This window comes from Streptomyces sichuanensis (genome assembly GCF_020328095.1).
Lineage (GTDB): Bacteria > Actinomycetota > Actinomycetes > Streptomycetales > Streptomycetaceae > Streptomyces > Streptomyces cinnamoneus.
The window spans coordinates 26,847-45,365 of the sequence record NZ_JAIXMK010000009.1; the positions used below are offsets into that span (position 1 = coordinate 26,847).

An 18,519-nucleotide genomic window follows, 5' to 3' on the forward strand; every position below is an offset into this window, starting at 1 on the left:
CCCTACCCTGCCGGCCCGGTTCTACGGGTCCTCACGTCGTGGCGACGCCCACCTGGCCCCACGCCTTGAGGACCGCCTGCACCGCGTCCCCCTCGCCGAACAGCGACCGGGCCGAGGCGACCGTCAGCCGGGCGAACTCCGCGAAGTCGGCGTCCGAGGACAGCTCGCCGCCGGTCAGCGTGGCGTACCAGATCTTTCCGGCGCGCTCCCAGGCGTTCCCGCCCAGGGCCGTGGCCAGCAGGTAGAAGGCGTGGTTGGGGATGCCGGAGTTGATGTGCACCCCGCCGTTGTCGCGGCTGGTGCGGACGTAGTCCTCCATGGTGGCGGGCTGCGGGTCCTTGCCGAGGACGTCGTCGTCGTAGGCGGTGCCCGGGGCCTTCATGGAGCGCAGGGCCGTGCCCCTGTCCACGCCCGGGCCCAGCAGGCCCGCCCCGATCAGCCAGTCGGCCTGGTCGGCGGACTGCCCGAGGGCGTACTGCTTGATCAGCGAGCCGAAGACGTCCGCGCAGGACTCGTTCAGCGCGCCCGACTGGCCGTAGTACTCCAGGTTCGCGGTGTGCTGGACGACGCCGTGGGTCAGTTCGTGGCCGATGACGTCCACGGAGACGGTGAAGTCGACGAACAAGTCGTTGTCGCCGTCGCCGAAGACCATCCGCTCGCCGTCCCAGAAGGCGTTGCAGTAGTCCTGCCCGTAGTGGACGGTGGCGTCCAGCGGCAGCCCCGCGCCGTCGATGGAGTGCCGGCCGTAGACCTTCAGATACAGGTCGAAGGTGGCTCCGAGCCCGGCGTGCGCGCGGTTGACCGTCGCGTCCTTGGCCGGTGCGTCGCCCTCCGCGTGCACCTTCTTGCCCGGCAGGACCTCGCGGTGCCCGGCGTCGCAGATCGTGCGCTGCGGGCTGTCCGAGGGCGTGCCGGCCGCCGAGGAGTCGGCGTAGACCGAACGGACCGCGGTGATGCGGCGGCGGGTGCGCAGGGCGCCGTCGTGTTCGAGGGTGCGGCGGGCGGGCTCGTGGATGCGGGGGTCCTCCGCCTGGGCGAGCCGGTCCAGAACGTGCGGCGGCACGATCGTGCAGAAAACCGTCTTCTCTGACTTCTTTGCGTCGTCCATGGCGGCAATCTGACACCGGCCCCCGCCCTTGTCAGGGCCCGATGCAGCGATTAACACAAAAGAGTGGGCCGGTTCCGCGCGCCGCCCGCGGTGTCCCGCATGCTGGAACGCCCCTGCCGCGCCTCTCGGGCCTCGGCTAGTGTGCTGTGCACCATGCGTGACGTGCTGCTTCTTCTTAGCTGCCGCGGCGAGGGCCTGTAGACGTAGGCCGACCCCCTCCCCGCGGAGTTCGGTGTTGCCCAACGCCAGGAAAGAAGCCCGTCGGCCGTATCGCGCGGATCACCGAGGAGCCCTCCGCAGATGCCCGAGATCTTCCCTTCCGTAGGCCGCCCCACGCCCCTGACCGCGGCGACGGTCACCCAGCGGCCCTCCGGGATGCCCGTCCACCGCTACCGTCCCCACGACGCCGTGGACATCCCCGACCGCACCTGGCCCGACCGGCGCATCACCACCGCTCCCCGCTGGCTGTCGACGGACCTGCGCGACGGCAACCAGGCCCTGATCGACCCCATGTCGCCCGCCCGCAAGCGTGAGATGTTCGACCTGCTGGTGCGCATGGGCTACAAGGAGATCGAGGTCGGCTTCCCCTCCTCGGGCGCCACCGACTTCGACTTCGTGCGCTCGATCATCGAAGAGGGCGCGATCCCCGAGGACGTGACGATCTCCGTCCTGACGCAGGCGCGCGAGGAGCTGATCGAGCGCACGGTCGAGTCGCTGCGCGGCGCCCACCGCGCCACGGTCCACCTCTACAACGCCACCGCCCCCGTCTTCCGCCGCGTGGTCTTCCGCGGTTCGCGGGAGCAGGTCAAGCAGATCGCGGTGGACGGCACCCGGCTGGTGATGGAGTACGCCGACAAGATCCTCGGCGACGAGACGGTCTTCGGCTACCAGTACAGCCCCGAGATCTTCACCGACACCGAGCTGGACTTCGCGCTGGAGGTCTGCGAGGGCGTCATGGACGTCTGGCAGCCCGAGGCCGGCCGCGAGATCATCCTGAACCTGCCGGCCACCGTGGAACGGTCCACGCCCTCCACCCACGCCGACCGCTTCGAGTGGATGTCGCGCCACCTCTCGCGCCGCGAGCACATCTGCCTGTCGGTCCACCCGCACAACGACCGCGGCACCGCCGTGGCCGCCGCCGAGCTGGCCATCATGGCCGGCGCGGACCGCATCGAGGGCTGCCTGTTCGGCCAGGGCGAGCGCACCGGCAACGTCGACCTGGTCACCCTGGGCATGAACCTCTTCTCCCAGGGCGTCGACCCGCAGATCGACTTCTCGCAGATCGACGAGGTCCGCCGGACCGCCGAGTACTGCAGCCAGATGGAGGTCCACCCGCGCCACCCCTACGCGGGCGACCTGGTCTACACCGCCTTCTCCGGCTCCCACCAGGACGCCATCAAGAAGGGCTTCGAGGCGATGGCGGCCGACGCGGCCGCCGCCGGGAAGAGCGTGGACGACATCGAGTGGGCCGTCCCCTACCTGCCCATCGACCCCAAGGACGTCGGCCGCTCCTACGAGGCCGTCATCCGCGTCAACTCGCAGTCCGGCAAGGGCGGCATCGCCTACGTCCTGAAGAACGACCACAAGCTGGACCTGCCGCGCCGGATGCAGATCGAGTTCTCGAAGATCATCCAGACGAAGACCGACGCCGAGGGCGGCGAGGTCACCCCGCAGGAGATCTGGTCCGTCTTCCGCGACGAGTACCTGCCCACCCCCGACAACCCCTGGGGCCGCATCACGCTGCGCTCCACCCAGACCTCGACCACCAGCGAGGGCACCGACGCCCTGACGGTCGAAGCCGTCGTGGACGGCGCGAAGACGGTCCTGACCGGTACCGGCAACGGTCCGATCTCGGCCTTCTTCGACGCGCTCGCCGGCGCCGGGGTCGACGCCCGGCTGCTGGACTACACCGAGCACACGATGAGCGAGGGCGCGAGCGCACAGGCGGCCTCGTACATCGAGTGCGTGATCGACGGCACGGTGCTGTGGGGCATCGGCATCGACGCCAACACCACCCGCGCCTCGATCAAGGCGGTCGTGTCGGCGGTGAACCGCGCGTACCGAAGCTGACGGACGGCGCCCCGGCGGCCGCCCCACGGCCGTACCGTCAATCCGGCGCCACCGAAAACACCGCATCCGGTGGGCTCGGTGGCGCTTTCGGCCAAGAGCTGCCGCGATGTACGCGGCGAGGTACTGACGCCGCATCACCGATGTGGCTAACATCACGTCAACGCGGCGACCCGGCCGTGGCGTTATGGAGGTGCGCCGTGAAGCACGCGCAAGGCCGACACAGCCCGGACCGGTGCGTGGTGGGCGTACGCACCGTATGGCGCACGGTCGGAGACGGCGAGTTCTTCTGCCCCGGCTGCGGCGGCGACCGCAACTACCACCGCCGTACGGGACGCCGTCGCCTTGTCGCCTTCGGGGTGCCGCTGCTGCCACGCGGGCCGGTCGGGCCGATCGTCGAATGCACGGCCTGCCGCGGCCGGTTCGCCATGGACGTCCTCGACCACCCCACCACCACCCGTTTCTCGGCGATGCTCCGCGACGCCGTGCACACCGTCGCCCTGGCGGTCCTGGCCGCGGGCGGCACGGAGGCCCGGACGGTGCGGCGGGCCGCCGTGGGGGCGGTCCGCGCGGCGGGCTTCGCCGACTGCAGCGAGGAGCAGCTGGTCACCCTCATCGAGGCCCTCGCGGCCGACACGGGCCGGCTGCCCGGGCGGTACGCGACCCCGGCCGGCGGCCTGGGCCGCGACGGCTTCGACCCGTGCGGCACGGCCCTCGCCATCGAGCTGCACGAGGCCCTCGAACCGCTCGCCCCGCACCTGGCGCCCGCCGGCCGCGAGTCGATCCTGCTGCAGGGCGCCCGCATCGCGCTGGCGGACGGGCCGTACCGCCCCGCCGAGCGCGAGGTGCTGGCCACGGTGGGGCGGGCGCTGCTGCTGTGCCCCGAGGACACCGACCGGCTGCTGGCCGCGGCACGGATGCCGTCCTGACGGGCCGGGGGCCGGGCGGTGCGCCCCGCCCCCGCTCGGGCCCCTCTGCTCAGGCCCCGGTCCCGGGGGAGGGGACGGGCGCGGCCGTGCCGGACGGCCGGCGGACGGCGAGGGCGCCCAGCACCCAGGCGGCGTGCCGGCCGTCCACGGCGATGAGGACCTGCCGACCGCTGTCGCGGCACTCCACCACGACCGTCCCCAGCGGGCTCCTCGGCGTGACGTCCGCGGTCTCCCACTTCGGGTCGTCCCAGTAGGGCACCCGGGCGCGCACCGCGACGAGCGTGCCGGGGAGCGTCGTGCGGCCGTCGCGGCCGTCCGGGTCGGGGGTGGAGGCGAGCCGGCCCGGCCCGGCCACCAGGTAGCCGCCGCGGTCCGCGTACGGCACGTCGCCCTTGATCGTCCCGGGGAAGACCTCCTCCCCGGCGGGCACCACCGGCACGACGTCGACGGTGTCCGCCGGCTGCTGCCGGCGCACCCGGGCCCGCCACAGGGCGCCCAGCAGGACGGCCGTCGCGCCCGCGGCGAACAGCAGCACGGCCGTCGCCACCGTTTCCGTCATGAACGGGGCCGCGGCGCCGATGAGCGACAGCCACACCCCGGCGGCCAGCACCACGGTGACCTGCCACGGCAGGCGCGCGGGGTTGCGGTTGGTGCGGAAGGCCCCCCAGTAGGCGGCCCACACGCACGCGGCGCCCAGCGGGAGCATCGCCAGGGCCAGCGCGAGCGGCGTGCGGTAGCCCTCCTTCGGCTCGTCGGCCGTGAACTGGCGTGCGCCCCGGAAGTCGACGAAGCGGATCGCGTTCCGCCAGTACGTGACGGACACCTCGTAGCCGGGCGCCAGGGTGCCGAAGACCGGTGAGGGCCCGTCCATGTCCACGCGGCGCTCGCCCCCGCCCTGCTCCTTGAGCGTCAGCACGAGCCAGTGGTGCGTCGTCTTGCCCTCGCGGCGGACCTCGGTCTTCACGACCGTGGCGTCCACCGCCTTGCGGCACTCGCGGGCGGGCTCGTCCGCCAGGCAGGCGGAGGCCGTCGCGAAGGCGCGTGCGTCGGCGCGCTTGGCGGGCACCGTGACGAACATCAGGAAGACCGCGGCGAGGACCAGGAGGAGGCCGGTCGCCGCGGTGGCGAGGACCGGCCACAGTCTCCGGCGCGGACGGCGGCGGCGGACGGTCACCGGGCACCCCCGGGCGAAAACGTGATCGACATGGGGGCCATTCTGCACGCGTCCGGAAGCAGCTCCTCCTCACCCGCTCCCGGCCACCCGGCGCGGTCCGGGACACCCGGCGCGTACGGGACAATGCATGCATGAGTCTGTTCCGCGACGACGGCATCGTGCTGCGCACACAGAAGCTGGGCGAGGCGGACCGCATCATCACCCTCCTCACGCGTGGCCACGGGCGCGTGCGGGCCGTGGCGCGGGGGGTCCGGCGCACCAAGTCGAAGTTCGGGGCCCGGCTGGAGCCGTTCTCGCACGTCGACGTGCAGTTCTTCGCGCGCGGCAGCGAACTGGTCGGGCGCGGGCTGCCGCTGTGCACCCAGAGCGAGACGATCGCTCCCTACGGTGGCGGCATCGTCACCGACTACGCCCGCTACACCGCCGGCACGGCCATGCTGGAGACCGCCGAACGGTTCACCGACCACGAGGGCGAGCCCGCCGTGCAGCAGTACCTGCTGCTGGTCGGCGGCCTGCGCACGCTCGCCGCGGGCGAGCACGCGCCGCACCTCATCCTGGACGCCTTCCTGCTGCGCTCGCTCGCCGTCAACGGCTACGCCCCCAGCTTCGACGCCTGCGCGAAGTGCGGAATGCCCGGCCCGAACCGGTTCTTCTCCACCGCGGCGGGCGGTGTGGTGTGCGGTGAGTGCCGGGTGCCCGGAAGCGTCGTACCCTCCTCGGAGTCGATCGAGCTCCTCAGCGCCCTGCTGACCGGGGACTGGGCGACCGCGGACGCCTGCGAGGCGCGGTACGTCCGGGAGGGCAGCGCGCTCGTCGCGGCGTATCTGCACTGGCATCTGGAGCGGGGGCTTCGCTCGCTCCGGTATGTCGAGAAGTAAGCACACAGGGATCAAGGAGTAGTGGCACCCATGGCTGTACGCGGGATTCTGGGCCGTTCCCGACGCGAGTACCGCACCCCCGACCCGCACCCGTCGGGTGCCCGCCCCCCGAAGATCCCCGGCGAGCTGGTGCCCGAGCACGTGGCGATCGTCATGGACGGCAACGGCCGCTGGGCCAAGGACCGCGGCCTGCCGCGCACCGAGGGCCACAAGGTCGGCGCCGAGCGCGTGCTGGACGTCCTCCAGGGCGCGATCGAGATGGGCGTCGGCAGCATCTCCCTGTACGCCTTCTCCACCGAGAACTGGAGGCGCTCGCCCGACGAGGTGCGCTTCCTGATGAACTTCAACCGCGACTTCATCCGCAAGACCCGCGACCAGCTCGACGCGCTGGGCATCCGGGTGCGCTGGGTCGGCCGGATGCCCAAGCTGTGGAAGTCGGTGGCCAAGGAGCTCCAGATCGCCCAGGAGCAGACCAAGGGCAACGACAAGCTCACCCTGTACTTCTGCATGAACTACGGCGGCCGGGCGGAGATCGCGGACGCGGCGCAGGCGATGGCCGCCGACGTGAAGGCGGGCCGGCTCGACCCGTCGAAGGTCTCGGAGAAGACCTTCGCCAAGTACATGTACTACCCGGACATGCCGGACGTGGACCTGTTCCTGCGCCCCTCCGGCGAGCAGCGCACGTCCAACTACCTGATCTGGCAGAGCGCCTACGCCGAGATGGTCTTCCAGGACGTCCTGTGGCCGGACTTCGACCGCCGTGACCTGTGGCGGGCCTGCCTGGAGTACGCCCAGCGCGACCGCCGCTTCGGCGGTGCGATCCCCAACGCGGTGGCGGACGGGGAGCAGGGCAGCGCGTGAGAGACACCGCCATACCGGGGGCCGTCGGCAGCGTGACCGTCGAGTACGAACTGACCCTCGCCGACCTGCGGTCCGGGGTCGGCGCACGGGCCCGTGCGGTTCCCCGTGCGCGACGGCTGAGGACCGCGATGACGGTCGCCGTCGCGGCCTTCGTCCTGGCCACGGCGCTCACCGCCGCCCTGCGCGGCCCGGGCGCCGTGGACACGCCGATGTGGATCGTCCTGGCCCTCTGCGGCTGGGGCCTGTTCGTCGTGTGGGGCGCCCCGCCCCTGCAGGCGCGCGCCCTGTACCAGGTCGTGCAGTTGCACGGGCGGACGCGCACGCGGCTGGACGAGGTGGGCATGTCGAGTGCGTCGGCACAGTCGACGCAGACGATGGAATGGGCGCTCTTCGGCCGCTACGCCGAGACGAAGGACGTGTTCGTCCTGCTGAGCGCCGACCGGGCCGGCGGATCGCTGGCCGTCCTGCCCAAGCGCGCCTTCACCAGGCCCGGCGACACGGACCGGCTGCGCGCCCTCCTGGACTCCCGGCTGCCGCGGGCCTAGCCGCGCGGCCCCGCTCACGCCAGTGCCCCCGGCAGCGTCGCTGCCGGGGGCACTGGCGTGCGGAACGAGCGGGTCAGCGCTTGGCGGCGCACTCGCCGCAGGTGCCAAAGATCTCGATGGTGTGGGCGACGTCCACGAAGCCGTGGTCCTCGGCGATGGAGTCGGCCCACTTCTCGACGGCCGGGCCCTCGACCTCCACGGCCTTGCCGCACAGGCGGCAGACGAGGTGGTGGTGGTGACCGCTGGAGCAGCGGCGGTAGACCGCCTCGCCCTCGCTGGTGCGCAGGACGTCGACCTCGCCGGCGTCGGCGAGGGACTGCAGGGTGCGGTAGACGGTGGTCAGGCCGACCGAGGCGCCGCGATGCCTGAGCATGTCGTGGAGCTCCTGCGCGCTGCGGAACTCGTCCACCTCGTCGAGCGCTGCCGCGACCGCGGCCCGCTGCTTGGTGGCCCGGCCGCGTACCGGGGGACCGGCGGTCGCCACAGTTGCCTCCTCAAGCTCGCCTGAACACCTATCGCACGTGTTGCCACGCCAATTGTGCCAGGCCCGGCGGCCGGGCCCCGCCCGGCCGCCGCTCAGACCCTGACGTCGTCGGCGGGCGCGCCCGCCTCCGCGCCGTCGAGCGTGCAGCGCTCCTGCGCCGCCGCCCGGTCGGCGCGTTTCCTCGCCAGGGGCGCGGCCAGCACGGTCAGGACGACGAAGACGCCGATCGCCATCAGCACGATCGTCGCGCCGGAGGGCACGTCGGCGTAGTACGAGGTGACGGTGCCCGAAACGGTCACCAGCACGCCCACGGCCACCGCCATGGCGAAGGTCGTCGCGAAGGAGCGGGCGATCTGCTGCGAGGCGGCCACGGGGATCACCATCAGGGCGCTGACCAGCAGCAGGCCCACCACGCGCATGGCGACCGTGACGGTCACGGCGGCGGTGACGGCCACCAGCAGGTTCAGCAGCCGCACCGGCAGGCCGGTGACACGGGCGAACTCCTCGTCCTGGCAGATCGCGAACAGCTGCTTGCGCAGCCCGATCGTGGTCACGATCACGAACGCGGCGAGCAGGCAGATCGCGACGATGTCCTCCTGCGAGACCGTGGCGATCGAGCCGAAGAGGTAGCTGGTGAGGTTGGCGTTGGAGCCGCCGGGGGCGAGGCTCATCAGCATCACACCGCCGGCCATGCCGCCGTAGAAGAGCATGGCGAGCGCGATGTCGCCGCGCGCCCTGCCGTAGGAGCGGATCAGCTCCATCACCACCGCGCCCACGACGCAGACGGCCGTGGCCACCCACACCGGGCTGGTGTTGAGCAGGAAGCCGAGGCCGACGCCGGTGAGGGCGACGTGTCCGATGCCGTCGCCCATCAGGGCCTGGCGCCGCTGGACGAGGTAGATGCCGATGGCGGGGGCGGTGACGCCGACCAGGAGCGCGGCGAGCAGGGCCCGCTGCATGAAGGCGAGTTCGAGGATGTCCATCAGCTCAGCAGCCCTGTCCGGAGGGGTTCCGCGGCCGGGTCGGCGTGCGGGTGTACGTGGTCGTGGCCGGGGAGCGCGTGCTGGCCCACGGCCTCGGGCGGGGGCCCGTCGTGGACGACGCAGCCGTCGCGCAGCACCACGGCGCGGTCGATGAGCGGCTCCAGCGGGCCCAGCTCGTGCAGGACCAGCAGGACGGTGGCGCCGCGGGCGACCTCCTCGCGCAGTGCGCTCGCGAGGACCTCCTGGCTGGCGAGGTCCACGCCGGCCATCGGCTCGTCCATGATCAGCAGTTCGGGTTCGCCGGCCAGGGCGCGGGCGATGAGGACCCGCTGGTGCTGGCCGCCGGAGAGCGCGTCGACCGGGTCCTTCAGCCGGCCGGCCATGCCCACCAGCTCCAGGGCCTTGACCACGGCCTCCTTGTCGGCCTTGCGCGTGGGCCCCAGCCTGGTGCGGGCCAGCCGCCCGGCCGAGACGACCTCGCGGACGGTCGCGGGCACGCCGCTGGCGGCGGTGGTGCGCTGCGGGACGTAGCCCACGCGCGCCCAGTCGCGGAAGCGGCGGCGCGGGGTGCCGAAGAGCTCCAGCTCGCCGCCGGTCAGCGGGACCTGGCCGACGATGGAGCGGACGGCGGTGGACTTGCCGGAGCCGTTGGCGCCGAGCAGCGCGACGACCTCGCCGCGCCGCACGGTCAGGTCGACGCCGCGGAGCACCGGGCGGGAACCCAGCGAGGCGGTGGCCCCGCGCAGGGCTATGACGGGCTGTTCCATGACTGCCTCCTCAGGCGCGCTCACTTGGTACCGAGGGCCTTCTGCAGGGCGGTGAGGTTGGAGGCCATGACCTCGAAGTAGTCGTGGCCGCGGGACTCGTCCGTGATGCCTTCCAGCGGGTCGAGCACGTCCGTCTTCAGGTGGAGGTCCTTGGCCAGCGTCTTCGCCGTGTCGGGGCTGGCCAGGGTCTCGAAGAAGACCGTGCCGACGTGGTGGTCGCCCACCAGGTCGTGCAGCGCCTTCATGCGGGCGGCGCTGGGCTCGGACTCGGGGTCGAGGCCGCTGATGGACTCCTCGACCAGCCCATAGCGCTCGGCGAGGTAGCCGAAGGCCGCGTGGGTGGTGACGAAGGTGTCCGAGGCGCGGTTCTTCAGCCCGTCCTTGAACCTCGCGTCCAGCGCGTCGAGCTTGCGGGCCAGCGCCTTGGCGTTGTCGTAGTAGTCGGCCCGGTGCTCGGGGTCGGCGTCCGCGAGGGTCTTGGCGACGCCCTTGGCGACCTCGGCGTATTTCACCGGGTCCAGCCAGACGTGGGGGTCCGTGCCGCCCTCGTCGTGGTGGTGGCCCTCGTGGCCCTCGCCGCTCTCCTCGTGGCCGGCGTGCTCGGCGTGCTCGCCGTGGCCGTCGACCTCGGTGCCGTGCTTCTCCAGGGCGGTGAGGGAGGCCGCGTCGGCGATGTGCTTGTTTCCGGACTGCTTGACCGCCGCGTCCACGGCGGGCTGCAGGCCCTTGAGGTAGACGATCGCGCCGGCGTCCGCGAGGGAGCCGGTCTGCCGGGGCGTGAGCTCCAGGTCGTGCGGCTCGACGCCCGGCTTGGTGAGGCCGGTGACCTTGACGTGCTCGCCGCCGACCTGCTGCGCCAGGTACTCCAGCGGGTAGAACGACGCGACGACCTGCAGTTTTCCGTCCTTCGTCCGTCCGTCGCCCCCGGCCGCGGAGCAGGCGGAGAGGGTCAGGAGGCCGACCGCGGCGGCCAGGGCGACGGCGGCGGAGGGTATTCGGCGGCCGGACCGGACCGGGCGGATCGAGCGTACGTTCATGACACTCATTTTCAACAAGAGTGGAAACGATTGTCAACTGGAGGACCGGAGCGGGGCCGGGTCAAGCCAAGGCCAGAGCCGATTTGATGAGAGGGGGTACGGCGCCGGTAACCTGAGTCATTCGCTGTTCGTCGTCGCAATGAAGAGAGCACCGTGGCCGCCGACAAGATCGACACCATCGTCAGCCTGAGCAAGCGCCGTGGCTTTGTTTTTCCGTGCAGTGAGATCTATGGCGGCCAGCGTGCCGCCTGGGACTACGGTCCGCTCGGCGTGGAGCTCAAGGAGAACCTCAAGCGTCAGTGGTGGCGCTACATGGTCACCTCGCGCGAGGACGTCGTCGGAATCGACTCGTCGGTGATCCTGGCCTCCGAGGTGTGGGTGGCCTCCGGCCACGTCGCGACCTTCAGCGACCCGCTGACCGAGTGCACCTCCTGCCACAAGCGTTACCGCGCGGACCACCTGGAGGAGGCGTACGAGGCCAAGCACGGCCGCCTCCCCGAGAACGGCCTGGCCGACATCAACTGCCCCAACTGCGGCAACAAGGGTCAGTTCACCGAGCCCAAGCAGTTCTCCGGCCTGCTCTCCACGCACCTCGGCCCCACCCAGGACTCCGGCTCGGTCGCCTACCTGCGCCCCGAGACCGCCCAGGGCATCTTCACCAACTTCGCCCAGGTCCAGCAGACCTCCCGGAAGAAGCCCCCGTTCGGCATCGCCCAGATGGGCAAGTCCTTCCGCAACGAGATCACGCCCGGCAACTTCATCTTCCGCACCCGCGAGTTCGAGCAGATGGAGATGGAGTTCTTCGTCAAGCCGGGCGAGGACGAGCAGTGGCAGGAGTACTGGATGGAGCAGCGCTGGAACTGGTACACCGGTCTCGGCCTGCGCGAGGAGAACATGCGGTGGTACGAGCACCCGAAGGAGAAGCTCTCCCACTACTCCAAGCGCACCGCCGACATCGAGTACCGCTTCCAGTTCGGCGGCAACGAGTGGGGCGAGCTTGAGGGCGTCGCCAACCGCACCGACTACGACCTCGGCGCCCACGCCAAGGCGTCCGGCCAGGACCTGTCGTTCTTCGACCAGGAGGCCGGCGAGCGCTGGACCCCCTACGTCATCGAGCCCGCCGCCGGTGTCGGCCGCGCCATGCTGGCCTTCCTCCTCGACGCCTACGTCGAGGACGAGGCCCCCAACGCCAAGGGCAAGCTGGAGAAGCGCACGGTGCTGCGCCTCGACCCGCGCCTGGCCCCGGTGAAGGTCGCCGTCCTCCCGCTCTCGCGCAACCCGGAGCTGTCCCCGAAGGCCAAGGGCCTCGCGGCGGACCTGCGCAAGAACTGGAACATCGACTTCGACGACGCCGGCGCCATCGGCCGCCGCTACCGTCGCCAGGACGAGATCGGCACGCCGTTCTGCGTCACGGTCGACTTCGACACCCTTGAGGACAACGCGGTGACCGTGCGCGAGCGCGACACCATGAAGCAGGAGCGCGTCTCCCTCGACCAGATCGAGGGCTACCTGGCCAGCCGCCTGCTCGGCTGCTGACCGCACGGCTGACGCCTGTTTTCCGGAGGCCCCGGTTCCCCCGCGTTTACGGGGGCCGGGGCTTCCCGCTTCACCTCAGCAGATCTTCCACCCCACTGTGTCCAGCTCAAAGTCGAACGGCGCGGGGATGTGCACCTTGTCGCCGAACTTGACCTGGACGTGCGCCCGGTAGCCCTCGTCGGGGGTCGGGTCGTGATAGACGGTGATGAGGCCCTTCTGCAGGTCGATCAGGACATAGACCGGCACCTCGCCTTTGCCGTAGACCGTCACCTTGTCGGTGAGATCGTTCCCCCTGGTCGAGGGCGACGTCTGCTCGGCGACGAGGGACAAGATCGAGCCGGGCAGGAGGATGGTGTGGAGGTCCTGGATGGCTCCACGGTCCGACACGTGGAGGTCCGGGCCGTACCCGCGCTCCTGCTGGGGGAAGATGTAGAGGTTGGGCGTCGTCCTGGCGCGGTGCCCTTTCGGCACATGGGGGGTCAACTGGTCTTCGAGAGAGTCAAGGATCCAGTTGTAGGCGCCCTTGTTCCACGGCGACATGACGATGTTTCCCCCGATGATTTCCGCGCGATAGCCCAGGGGCAGGTCCTCGTTGGCCTCCTCCAGATCGCGGCACAGCTGCTCGAAGTCGTTCTCCCCGCCTTCGCTGTCTATCGGCTGTAGCGCTTCTCGCGGGATGTCCACCATGACTGCCATGATGCTCCTCCTCTGTCGGGTAAGCGGGTCACCACACACCGTAGTGACCCCCACTGACAATCACCCCGCTTCCGGCCCTCCCCGGCCGCTCCGCCCGGGATTCGCCACCCCCGCGCACGTCCGCGCCAGGGGCGGCCGGGTGGCACTGGTTTCACCCCCGCTGCGGGCACCACCGCCATCGACCCCTCTGACCTGCGCGCCTACCGTGTGACGCATGCGAATTCCCCACCCGCTGCAGCACCTTCTCCGGCCCTTCGAGGGCGCGGCCCGGTCCGTCGCATTCCTCGCCGTCGGAGCGCTGGTCCAGTGCGGCGCGCTCCTCGTGCTCGCGGTGCCGTGGCTGAACGGGGGGCCGACGAAGGCGCTGAGCTGTCTGGTGGCGCTGCTCGCGGGGCTCGCCGCGCTCGGGGCGGCGTCGCCGGTGCTGACCCGGCTGCAAAGGGCCCGGTTCCGCTCCCGGCTCGGGGTGGAGATACCGGCGGCCGGCCGGCGCTGGTCCTGGCGGCAGGTGCGGTACCACCTGGTCATGGGGCCGCTGATCGCATCGGGCGGTGCCTGCGTGCTGACGCTGTGGGGGGCCTCCGCGGTGGCCGCCACCGTCTACGTGTGGGTCTGGGCCCTGCCGCCGGAGACGCGGCTGGCGGAGGCCGGCTACACGGTCCAGGCCGGCTACCTCACCGCCGCCGGGCTCGCCGGGCTGTACGGGGCGGCCCGGCTCTCCGGGGTCCTCGCCCGGATCGACACGCGCGCGGCGCTGGAGCGCCTCGGCCCCAGCCGGGCCGAGCAGCTGGAGCGACGGGTGGAGGAGGTCACCGAGGCCCGCGCCGGAGTCGTGGACGCCGCCGACGCCGAGCGTCGCCGCATCGAGCGGGATCTGCACGACGGGGCCCAGCAGCGGCTGGTGTCGCTCGCCGTCAACCTGGGGCTGGCCAAGGTGACGATGCCCGATCTGCCGGACGACGCCCGGAAGGTGATCGACGAGGCGCACCGCGAGGCCAAGGAGGCCATCGCCGAACTGCAGGACCTCGTCCGCGGGCTGCATCCGGCCGTGCTGGAGGACCGCGGACTGGACGCCGCGCTGTCGGGACTCGCGGACCGGGCGCCGCTGCCGGTCGGGGTGCGGGTGGACCTGTCGGCCCGTCCGGCGCCCGCGATCGAGGCCGTCGCCTACTTCGTCGTCTCCGAGGCCCTCACCAATGTGGTCAAGCACGCGGAGGCGTCGAGGGCGGACGTCGTCGTCGAACGCCATGGGGGGATACTGCTCGTCGTCGTCTCCGACGACGGCGTGGGCGGGGCCGATTATTCGGGCGGCACCGGGCTGGCCGGGCTGGCCAAGCGCGTCGCGTCGGTCGACGGCACGTTCTCGATCAGCAGCCCCGTGGGGGGCCCGACCGTAGTGACCGTGGAGCTGCCGTGCGCGCTGTGATCGCCGAGGATTCCGTCCTGCTCAGAGTGGGCCTGGTCAAGGTCCTGGAGACGGCCGGATTCGAAGTGGTCGCGGAGACCGGTGACGCGGAGTCGGTGCTCGCGGCCGTGGCGGAGCACCGGCCGGACCTCGCCGTGCTCGACGTGCGGATGCCGCCGTCCTTCACCGACGAGGGCGTCCGCGCCGCGCTCGCCCTGCGCGCACAGTGGCCGGACACGGCGGTGCTGCTGCTCTCGCAGTACGTGGAGGAGCGGTACGCCACCGATCTGCTGACCGGGGAAACGGCGGGCTTCGGCTATCTGCTCAAGCAGCGGGTCGCGGACGTCGCGGAGTTCATCGAGGCGGTGCGGCGCGTCGCGGCCGGAGGCACGGCGCTCGACCCGCAGGTCGTCTCCCAGCTGCTGACGCGGCGGCACCGGGACCCGCTGGAGCGACTGACCGCGCGCGAGCGGGAGGTGCTCGCGTCGATGGCGGAGGGCCGCTCCAACGCGGGCATCGCCGCGCAGCTGGTGATCAGCGAGAGTGCCGTCGCCAAGCACATCAACAGCATCCTGGCCAAGCTGGACCTGCCCCGGGCGGACGCCGACCACCGCCGGGTGCTGGCGGTCCTGCACTTCCTCGGCGTGGGCTGACGCCCCGCCCCGGACGCCCCGCAGCCCGGATGCCCCGCGTCAGGCGTGCAGGCCGCGCAGGACCAGCTCGCACACCGCGTCGAAGGCCGTCTCGATGCCGGGCTGGGACCACTCCGCCGCGTAGGCCGGGTCGTGGAAGCGGTTGCTGGCGTCCCAGACGGCCCGGGCGGCCATCGGGGGCTCGACGGGCCGGAACTCGCCCTCGCCGACGCCGCTCTCGATGATCCGGGCGAGCTGCTCGATCATCGTGTCTATGTGGCGCTCGACGGTGGTGCTGTTCTCGCCGACCAGCACCATGTACGTGGCGAACAGCTCCGGGTCGTCGCCCGCCTTGCGGCGCTTGGCGGCGAAGAGCGCCGCCAGCCAGTCCCGCAGCCGCTCCTCGGCCGGGCCCTCGGCGTCGGCCAGCGCCGACAGCTCGGCGTGCGACTGGTCGAGCCAGCGCTCGGTGACGGCTTCCCGCAGGGCGGCCTTGCTGCCGAAGTGGCGGTAGACGCTGCCGTGGCTGACGCCGAGCGCGCGCGCCACGTCGACCACGGTGGCCTTGGCGGGGCCGAAGCGGCGCAGTACGTCCTCGGTGGCTTCGAGGATGCGGTCTTGTGTCAGCGGTTCGGGGGGCATGGGTCGGTGCGGGTCCCTTCGGGGAGCGGTGCAGTGCGGGCGCTCGTACGACCGTACCCGGCGCGGCCCGGGGGGCGAGGGCCGAGCCCGCCCGCAGCCTTCCTCAGTGCTCGCTGTCCAGGTGGGCCATCTGATCGGCCGGGTAGCGGTCGCCGGCGGCGGCGCCGGCGGGGACGGCGTCCTCGATGGCGGCCAGGTCGTTGGCGCCGAGCCGCACGTTCAGGGCGCCGAGCGCCTCGGTGAGGCGGTCGCGGCGGCGGGCGCCGACCAGCGGCACGATGTCCTCGCCCCGGGAGAGCACCCAGGCGATGGCGGTCTGGGCGACGGTGGCGCCCCGCTCCTCGGCGACCTTGCGCAGCGCGTCGACGAGATCGAGGTTGCGCTGGAGGTTCTCGCCCTGGAAGCGCGGGCTCATGCCGCGGAAGTCGTTCGCCGCCAGCTGCCGGTCACGGCTGAAGTGGCCGCTGATCAGGCCGCGCGAGAGCACGCCGTAGGCCGTGATGCCGATGCCCAGCTCGCGGCAGGTGGGCAGGATCCGCTTCTCGATGCCGCGCGAGATCAGCGAGTACTCGATCTGCAGGTCGGCGATGGGCGCCACGGCGGCGGCCCGGCGGATGGTCTCGGCGCCCGCCTCGGACAGGCCGATGTGGCGGACGTGGCCGGCCTCGACCAGTTCGGCGATGGCGCCGACGGTCTCCTCGATCGGGACGTCGGGGTCGACGCGGGCGATGCGGTAGACGTCGATGTGGTCGACGCCCAGGCGCTGCAGGGAGTAGGCGGCGAAGTTCTTCACGGCCGCCGGGCGGCCGTCGTAGCCGGACCAGCCGCCGTCGGGGTCGCGCAGGGCGCCGAACTTCACGCTCGTCAGCGCCCGCTCGCGGGCTCCGGCGGGGGCCGAGCGCAGGGCCTCGCCGAGGAGCATCTCGTTGTGGCCCATGGCGTAGAAGTCGCCGGTGTCCAGCAGGGTGACGCCCGCGTCGAGGGCGGCGTGGATCGTGGCGATCGATTCGGTGCGGTCGGCGTCGCCGTAGAGGGCGGACATGCCCATGCAGCCGAGGCCGAGGGCGGAGACCTGGGGACCGGTGGTGCCGAGGGGGCGGTGCAGCACGGGGACTCCTTGGGAGGGGAGCGGTGGGTACCCGACTACAGTGACACATGGACTGACAGATTTCAATATCTGTCAGTCCATGTGTGTCGGCACCCAGGCTCAGGCCGCCGCCCCCCGCGGCAGCCGCAGGCTCAGCAGCCCGGTCGCCACCACCGTCACCAGCTGCACCGCGAAGGTGATCGCCAGCGCGTCCCGCATCCCCGAGCCCGGCGCCAGCGACAGGAACAGCGAGCCGAGCGTCGCCACGCCCAGCGCCATGAACGCCTGCTGCGTGGTCACCAGCACCCCGCTGCCCACGCCCGCCTGCGCCACCGGCACCTCACCCAGCACCAGCCGCATCGTCAGCGGCATCAGCAGCCCCTGCCCCAGCCCCTGCACGGCCAGCCCCGGGGCCAGGCCCGGCGCACCCAGCCCGTCCCAGCCGAACCAGAAGGTCGCCCCCACCGTGATCAGTCCGGCCGCCTGCACCAGCGAGCCCGCCGTCACCAGCCGTCGCGCCCCGAAGCGCGCCGCCAGCCGGACCCCGCCCAGCGAACCGAGGAGGAACGTCACGCACATCGGCACCAGCGCCAGCCCGGCCTCCAGCGGGCCGAGCCGCAGCCCTTCCTGCAGCGCCACGGCGAGGACGAACATGAAGCCGCCCCAGCCGATGGAGAACGGCACGATCAGCGTCAGCCCGCTGCGCACGGCCTGCACCCGCAGCAGCGACGGCGGCACCAGGGGCGTCCGCCCCGCCCGCTCCTCCCGCCGCTCCACCAGCACGAACGCCACCGCCGCGCACGGGAACACCGCCAGCAGCAGCCAGGACCACAGCGGCCAGCCGGTCGAGCGGCCCTCCGTCAGCGGCACCAGGAGCGACACCAGCGTCAGGGACAGCAGGACCGTGCCCCACCCGTCCACCCCGGTCGGACGGTCGGACCGGGTCTCCGGCACCGAGCGGACCGCGAGCAGCAGCGCCACCGCCACGATCGGCGCGTTGATCAGGAAGATCGACCGCCAGCCCATGGCGTCGACCGAGACCAGCACGCCACCGAGCACCTGCCCGACCGCGCTCACCACGCCGGCCGTGCCGCTGTACAGGCTCAGCGCCCGGGTCCGCCGGGCGCCGTGGGTCGTGGCCTGGATCGTCGCCAGCACCTGCGGGAGCATCAGCGCCGCCGAGGCGCCCTGCGCGATCCGCGCCACCACCAGCGTCCACGCGTCCGGTGCCAGGCCGCAGGCCACGGACGTCACCCCGAAGGCGGCCGTGCCCCACAGGAACAGCCGCCGGCGGCCCACCATGTCGCCCAGCCGGCCGCCGAGCACGAGCAGCACCGCGTAGGCGACGCCGTAGCCGCCGACCACCATCTCCAGCACCGCCGGACCGGCGTCGAGGTCGCGGTCGATCGTCGGCAGGGCCACGTTGACGATGAAGAAGTCCAGGAACGGCAGTGCCGCCCCGAGCAGCACGGTCGCCAGGCCGAGGCGGCCCAGACCGGGGGAGGGGGACGCACCGGGGGAGGGGGAAGAGGTCGGGACGGATGCCGGAGTCGTCGGGGCAGAGGCAGGACTGACTATTCGCGGTTCGCTCACGGATACGACGATGGCGGTGTGCCCAGCCCGGTACCAGAGTGTCCTTATCCTGGTACAAGGAGTACCTGGCAACCGGCGGGGAGCTCCCGCACCCT

Annotated in this window: 18 protein-coding genes; 8 read left to right on the plus strand and 10 right to left on the minus strand. The window is 72.1% G+C overall.

The window, feature by feature from the left end; genetic code table 11:
• Positions 1-31 precede the first annotated feature (31 nt).
• A complete protein-coding gene (locus tag LE181_RS05010; RefSeq protein ID WP_225659864.1) occupies positions 32-1,108 on the minus strand; it encodes a M4 family metallopeptidase in 1,077 nt (358 codons plus the stop codon).
• Between the two features lie 300 nt (positions 1,109-1,408).
• Here LE181_RS05010 and leuA point away from each other — a divergent pair, with 300 nt between their 5' ends.
• Both leuA and LE181_RS05020 read left to right on the plus strand, forming a co-directional pair.
• A complete protein-coding gene (leuA, locus tag LE181_RS05015; protein WP_225659865.1) occupies positions 1,409-3,178 on the plus strand; it encodes a 2-isopropylmalate synthase in 1,770 nt (589 codons plus the stop codon).
• 197 nt (positions 3,179-3,375) lie between these two features.
• Positions 3,376-4,104, plus strand: a complete 729-nt coding sequence (locus LE181_RS05020) for a tellurite resistance TerB family protein (protein ID WP_225659866.1) — start codon at positions 3,376-3,378, stop codon at positions 4,102-4,104.
• A gap of 49 nt (positions 4,105-4,153) precedes the next feature.
• Here LE181_RS05020 and LE181_RS05025 read toward each other — a convergent pair whose 3' ends face one another.
• Complete coding sequence (locus LE181_RS05025; protein WP_225659867.1) at positions 4,154-5,278, minus strand: hypothetical protein; 1,125 nt, start codon at positions 5,276-5,278, stop codon at positions 4,154-4,156.
• Between the two features lie 131 nt (positions 5,279-5,409).
• Between LE181_RS05025 and recO the strand changes: the two genes are divergently transcribed.
• The 3 genes from recO to LE181_RS32415 are packed head-to-tail and all read left to right on the plus strand — an operon-like array spanning position 5,410 to position 7,562.
• A complete protein-coding gene (gene recO, locus LE181_RS05030) occupies positions 5,410-6,156 on the plus strand; it encodes a DNA repair protein RecO (RefSeq protein WP_225659868.1) in 747 nt (248 codons plus the stop codon).
• 30 nt (positions 6,157-6,186) lie between these two features.
• A complete protein-coding gene (locus tag LE181_RS05035; RefSeq protein ID WP_225659869.1) occupies positions 6,187-7,017 on the plus strand; it encodes an isoprenyl transferase in 831 nt (276 codons plus the stop codon).
• Positions 7,014-7,562 (plus strand): YcxB family protein, encoded by a 549-nt coding sequence (locus LE181_RS32415; protein WP_225659870.1) that lies wholly within the window; start codon positions 7,014-7,016, stop codon positions 7,560-7,562. The genes LE181_RS05035 and LE181_RS32415 overlap by 4 nt, the downstream gene beginning before the upstream one ends.
• Positions 7,563-7,635: 73 nt before the next feature.
• Here the strand turns inward: LE181_RS32415 and LE181_RS05045 are convergent, their stop codons facing one another.
• From LE181_RS05045 to LE181_RS05060, 4 genes are all read right to left on the minus strand, one after another.
• Positions 7,636-8,046, minus strand: a complete 411-nt coding sequence (locus tag LE181_RS05045) for a Fur family transcriptional regulator (RefSeq protein WP_190110234.1) — start codon at positions 8,044-8,046, stop codon at positions 7,636-7,638.
• Positions 8,047-8,138: 92 nt separating this feature from the next.
• Complete coding sequence (locus LE181_RS05050; protein ID WP_225659871.1) at positions 8,139-9,029, minus strand: metal ABC transporter permease; 891 nt, start codon at positions 9,027-9,029, stop codon at positions 8,139-8,141.
• Positions 9,029-9,796 (minus strand): metal ABC transporter ATP-binding protein, encoded by a 768-nt coding sequence (locus LE181_RS05055; protein ID WP_225659872.1) that lies wholly within the window; start codon positions 9,794-9,796, stop codon positions 9,029-9,031. Before LE181_RS05055 ends, LE181_RS05050 begins: the two co-directional genes overlap by 1 nt.
• 20 nt (positions 9,797-9,816) lie before the next feature.
• A complete protein-coding gene (locus LE181_RS05060) occupies positions 9,817-10,833 on the minus strand; it encodes a metal ABC transporter substrate-binding protein (protein WP_225659873.1) in 1,017 nt (338 codons plus the stop codon).
• Between the two features lie 153 nt (positions 10,834-10,986).
• Here LE181_RS05060 and LE181_RS05065 point away from each other — a divergent pair, with 153 nt between their 5' ends.
• Positions 10,987-12,369: a glycine--tRNA ligase gene (locus LE181_RS05065; RefSeq protein ID WP_225659874.1), complete on the plus strand. Its 1,383-nt coding sequence runs from the start codon at positions 10,987-10,989 to the stop codon at positions 12,367-12,369.
• A 75-nt stretch (positions 12,370-12,444) separates the two neighbouring features.
• Here LE181_RS05065 and LE181_RS05070 read toward each other — a convergent pair whose 3' ends face one another.
• Entirely contained in the window at positions 12,445-13,065 is a 621-nt protein-coding gene (locus LE181_RS05070; RefSeq protein ID WP_225659875.1) for a Uma2 family endonuclease, read from the minus strand.
• Positions 13,066-13,279: 214 nt separating this feature from the next.
• On the opposite strand from LE181_RS05070, the gene LE181_RS05075 reads away from it, so the two are divergent.
• Together LE181_RS05075 and LE181_RS05080 are read left to right on the plus strand one after the other, a co-directional pair.
• Positions 13,280-14,491 carry a sensor histidine kinase gene (locus LE181_RS05075; RefSeq protein ID WP_225659876.1) on the plus strand — a complete coding sequence of 404 codons (1,212 nt, stop codon included), beginning with the start codon at positions 13,280-13,282 and terminating at the stop codon, positions 14,489-14,491.
• Entirely contained in the window at positions 14,479-15,123 is a 645-nt protein-coding gene (locus LE181_RS05080) for a response regulator transcription factor (protein ID WP_225659877.1), read from the plus strand. Before LE181_RS05075 ends, LE181_RS05080 begins: the two co-directional genes overlap by 13 nt.
• Positions 15,124-15,162: 39 nt before the next feature.
• Here the strand turns inward: LE181_RS05080 and LE181_RS05085 are convergent, their stop codons facing one another.
• From LE181_RS05085 to LE181_RS05095, 3 genes are all read right to left on the minus strand, one after another.
• Positions 15,163-15,744 carry a TetR/AcrR family transcriptional regulator gene (locus LE181_RS05085; RefSeq protein WP_225659878.1) on the minus strand — a complete coding sequence of 194 codons (582 nt, stop codon included), beginning with the start codon at positions 15,742-15,744 and terminating at the stop codon, positions 15,163-15,165.
• 103 nt (positions 15,745-15,847) lie between these two features.
• Positions 15,848-16,852: an aldo/keto reductase gene (locus tag LE181_RS05090; protein WP_225659879.1), complete on the minus strand. Its 1,005-nt coding sequence runs from the start codon at positions 16,850-16,852 to the stop codon at positions 15,848-15,850.
• A gap of 99 nt (positions 16,853-16,951) precedes the next feature.
• The gene (locus LE181_RS05095; protein WP_225659880.1) at positions 16,952-18,424 is read right to left on the minus strand and encodes an MFS transporter; all 1,473 of its coding nucleotides are present in this window, start codon (positions 18,422-18,424) and stop codon (positions 16,952-16,954) included.
• Positions 18,425-18,519 lie beyond the last annotated feature (95 nt).

Excerpts from the sequence above, each read along its gene's own strand:
- LE181_RS05085 (WP_225659878.1), bottom strand. The coding sequence starts at position 15,744 with ATGCCCCCCGAACCGCTGACACAAGACCGCATCCTCGAAGCCACCGAG.
- LE181_RS05050 (WP_225659871.1), bottom strand. The coding sequence starts at position 9,029 with ATGGACATCCTCGAACTCGCCTTCATGCAGCGGGCCCTGCTCGCCGCG.
- recO (WP_225659868.1), top strand. The coding sequence starts at position 5,410 with ATGAGTCTGTTCCGCGACGACGGCATCGTGCTGCGCACACAGAAGCTG.
- leuA (WP_225659865.1), top strand. The coding sequence starts at position 1,409 with ATGCCCGAGATCTTCCCTTCCGTAGGCCGCCCCACGCCCCTGACCGCG.
- LE181_RS05075 (WP_225659876.1), top strand. The coding sequence starts at position 13,280 with ATGCGAATTCCCCACCCGCTGCAGCACCTTCTCCGGCCCTTCGAGGGC.
- LE181_RS05010 (WP_225659864.1), bottom strand. The coding sequence starts at position 1,108 with ATGGACGACGCAAAGAAGTCAGAGAAGACGGTTTTCTGCACGATCGTG.
- LE181_RS05035 (WP_225659869.1), top strand. The coding sequence starts at position 6,187 with ATGGCTGTACGCGGGATTCTGGGCCGTTCCCGACGCGAGTACCGCACC.
- LE181_RS05055 (WP_225659872.1), bottom strand. The coding sequence starts at position 9,796 with ATGGAACAGCCCGTCATAGCCCTGCGCGGGGCCACCGCCTCGCTGGGT.
- LE181_RS05070 (WP_225659875.1), bottom strand. The coding sequence starts at position 13,065 with ATGGCAGTCATGGTGGACATCCCGCGAGAAGCGCTACAGCCGATAGAC.
- LE181_RS05060 (WP_225659873.1), bottom strand. The coding sequence starts at position 10,833 with ATGAACGTACGCTCGATCCGCCCGGTCCGGTCCGGCCGCCGAATACCC.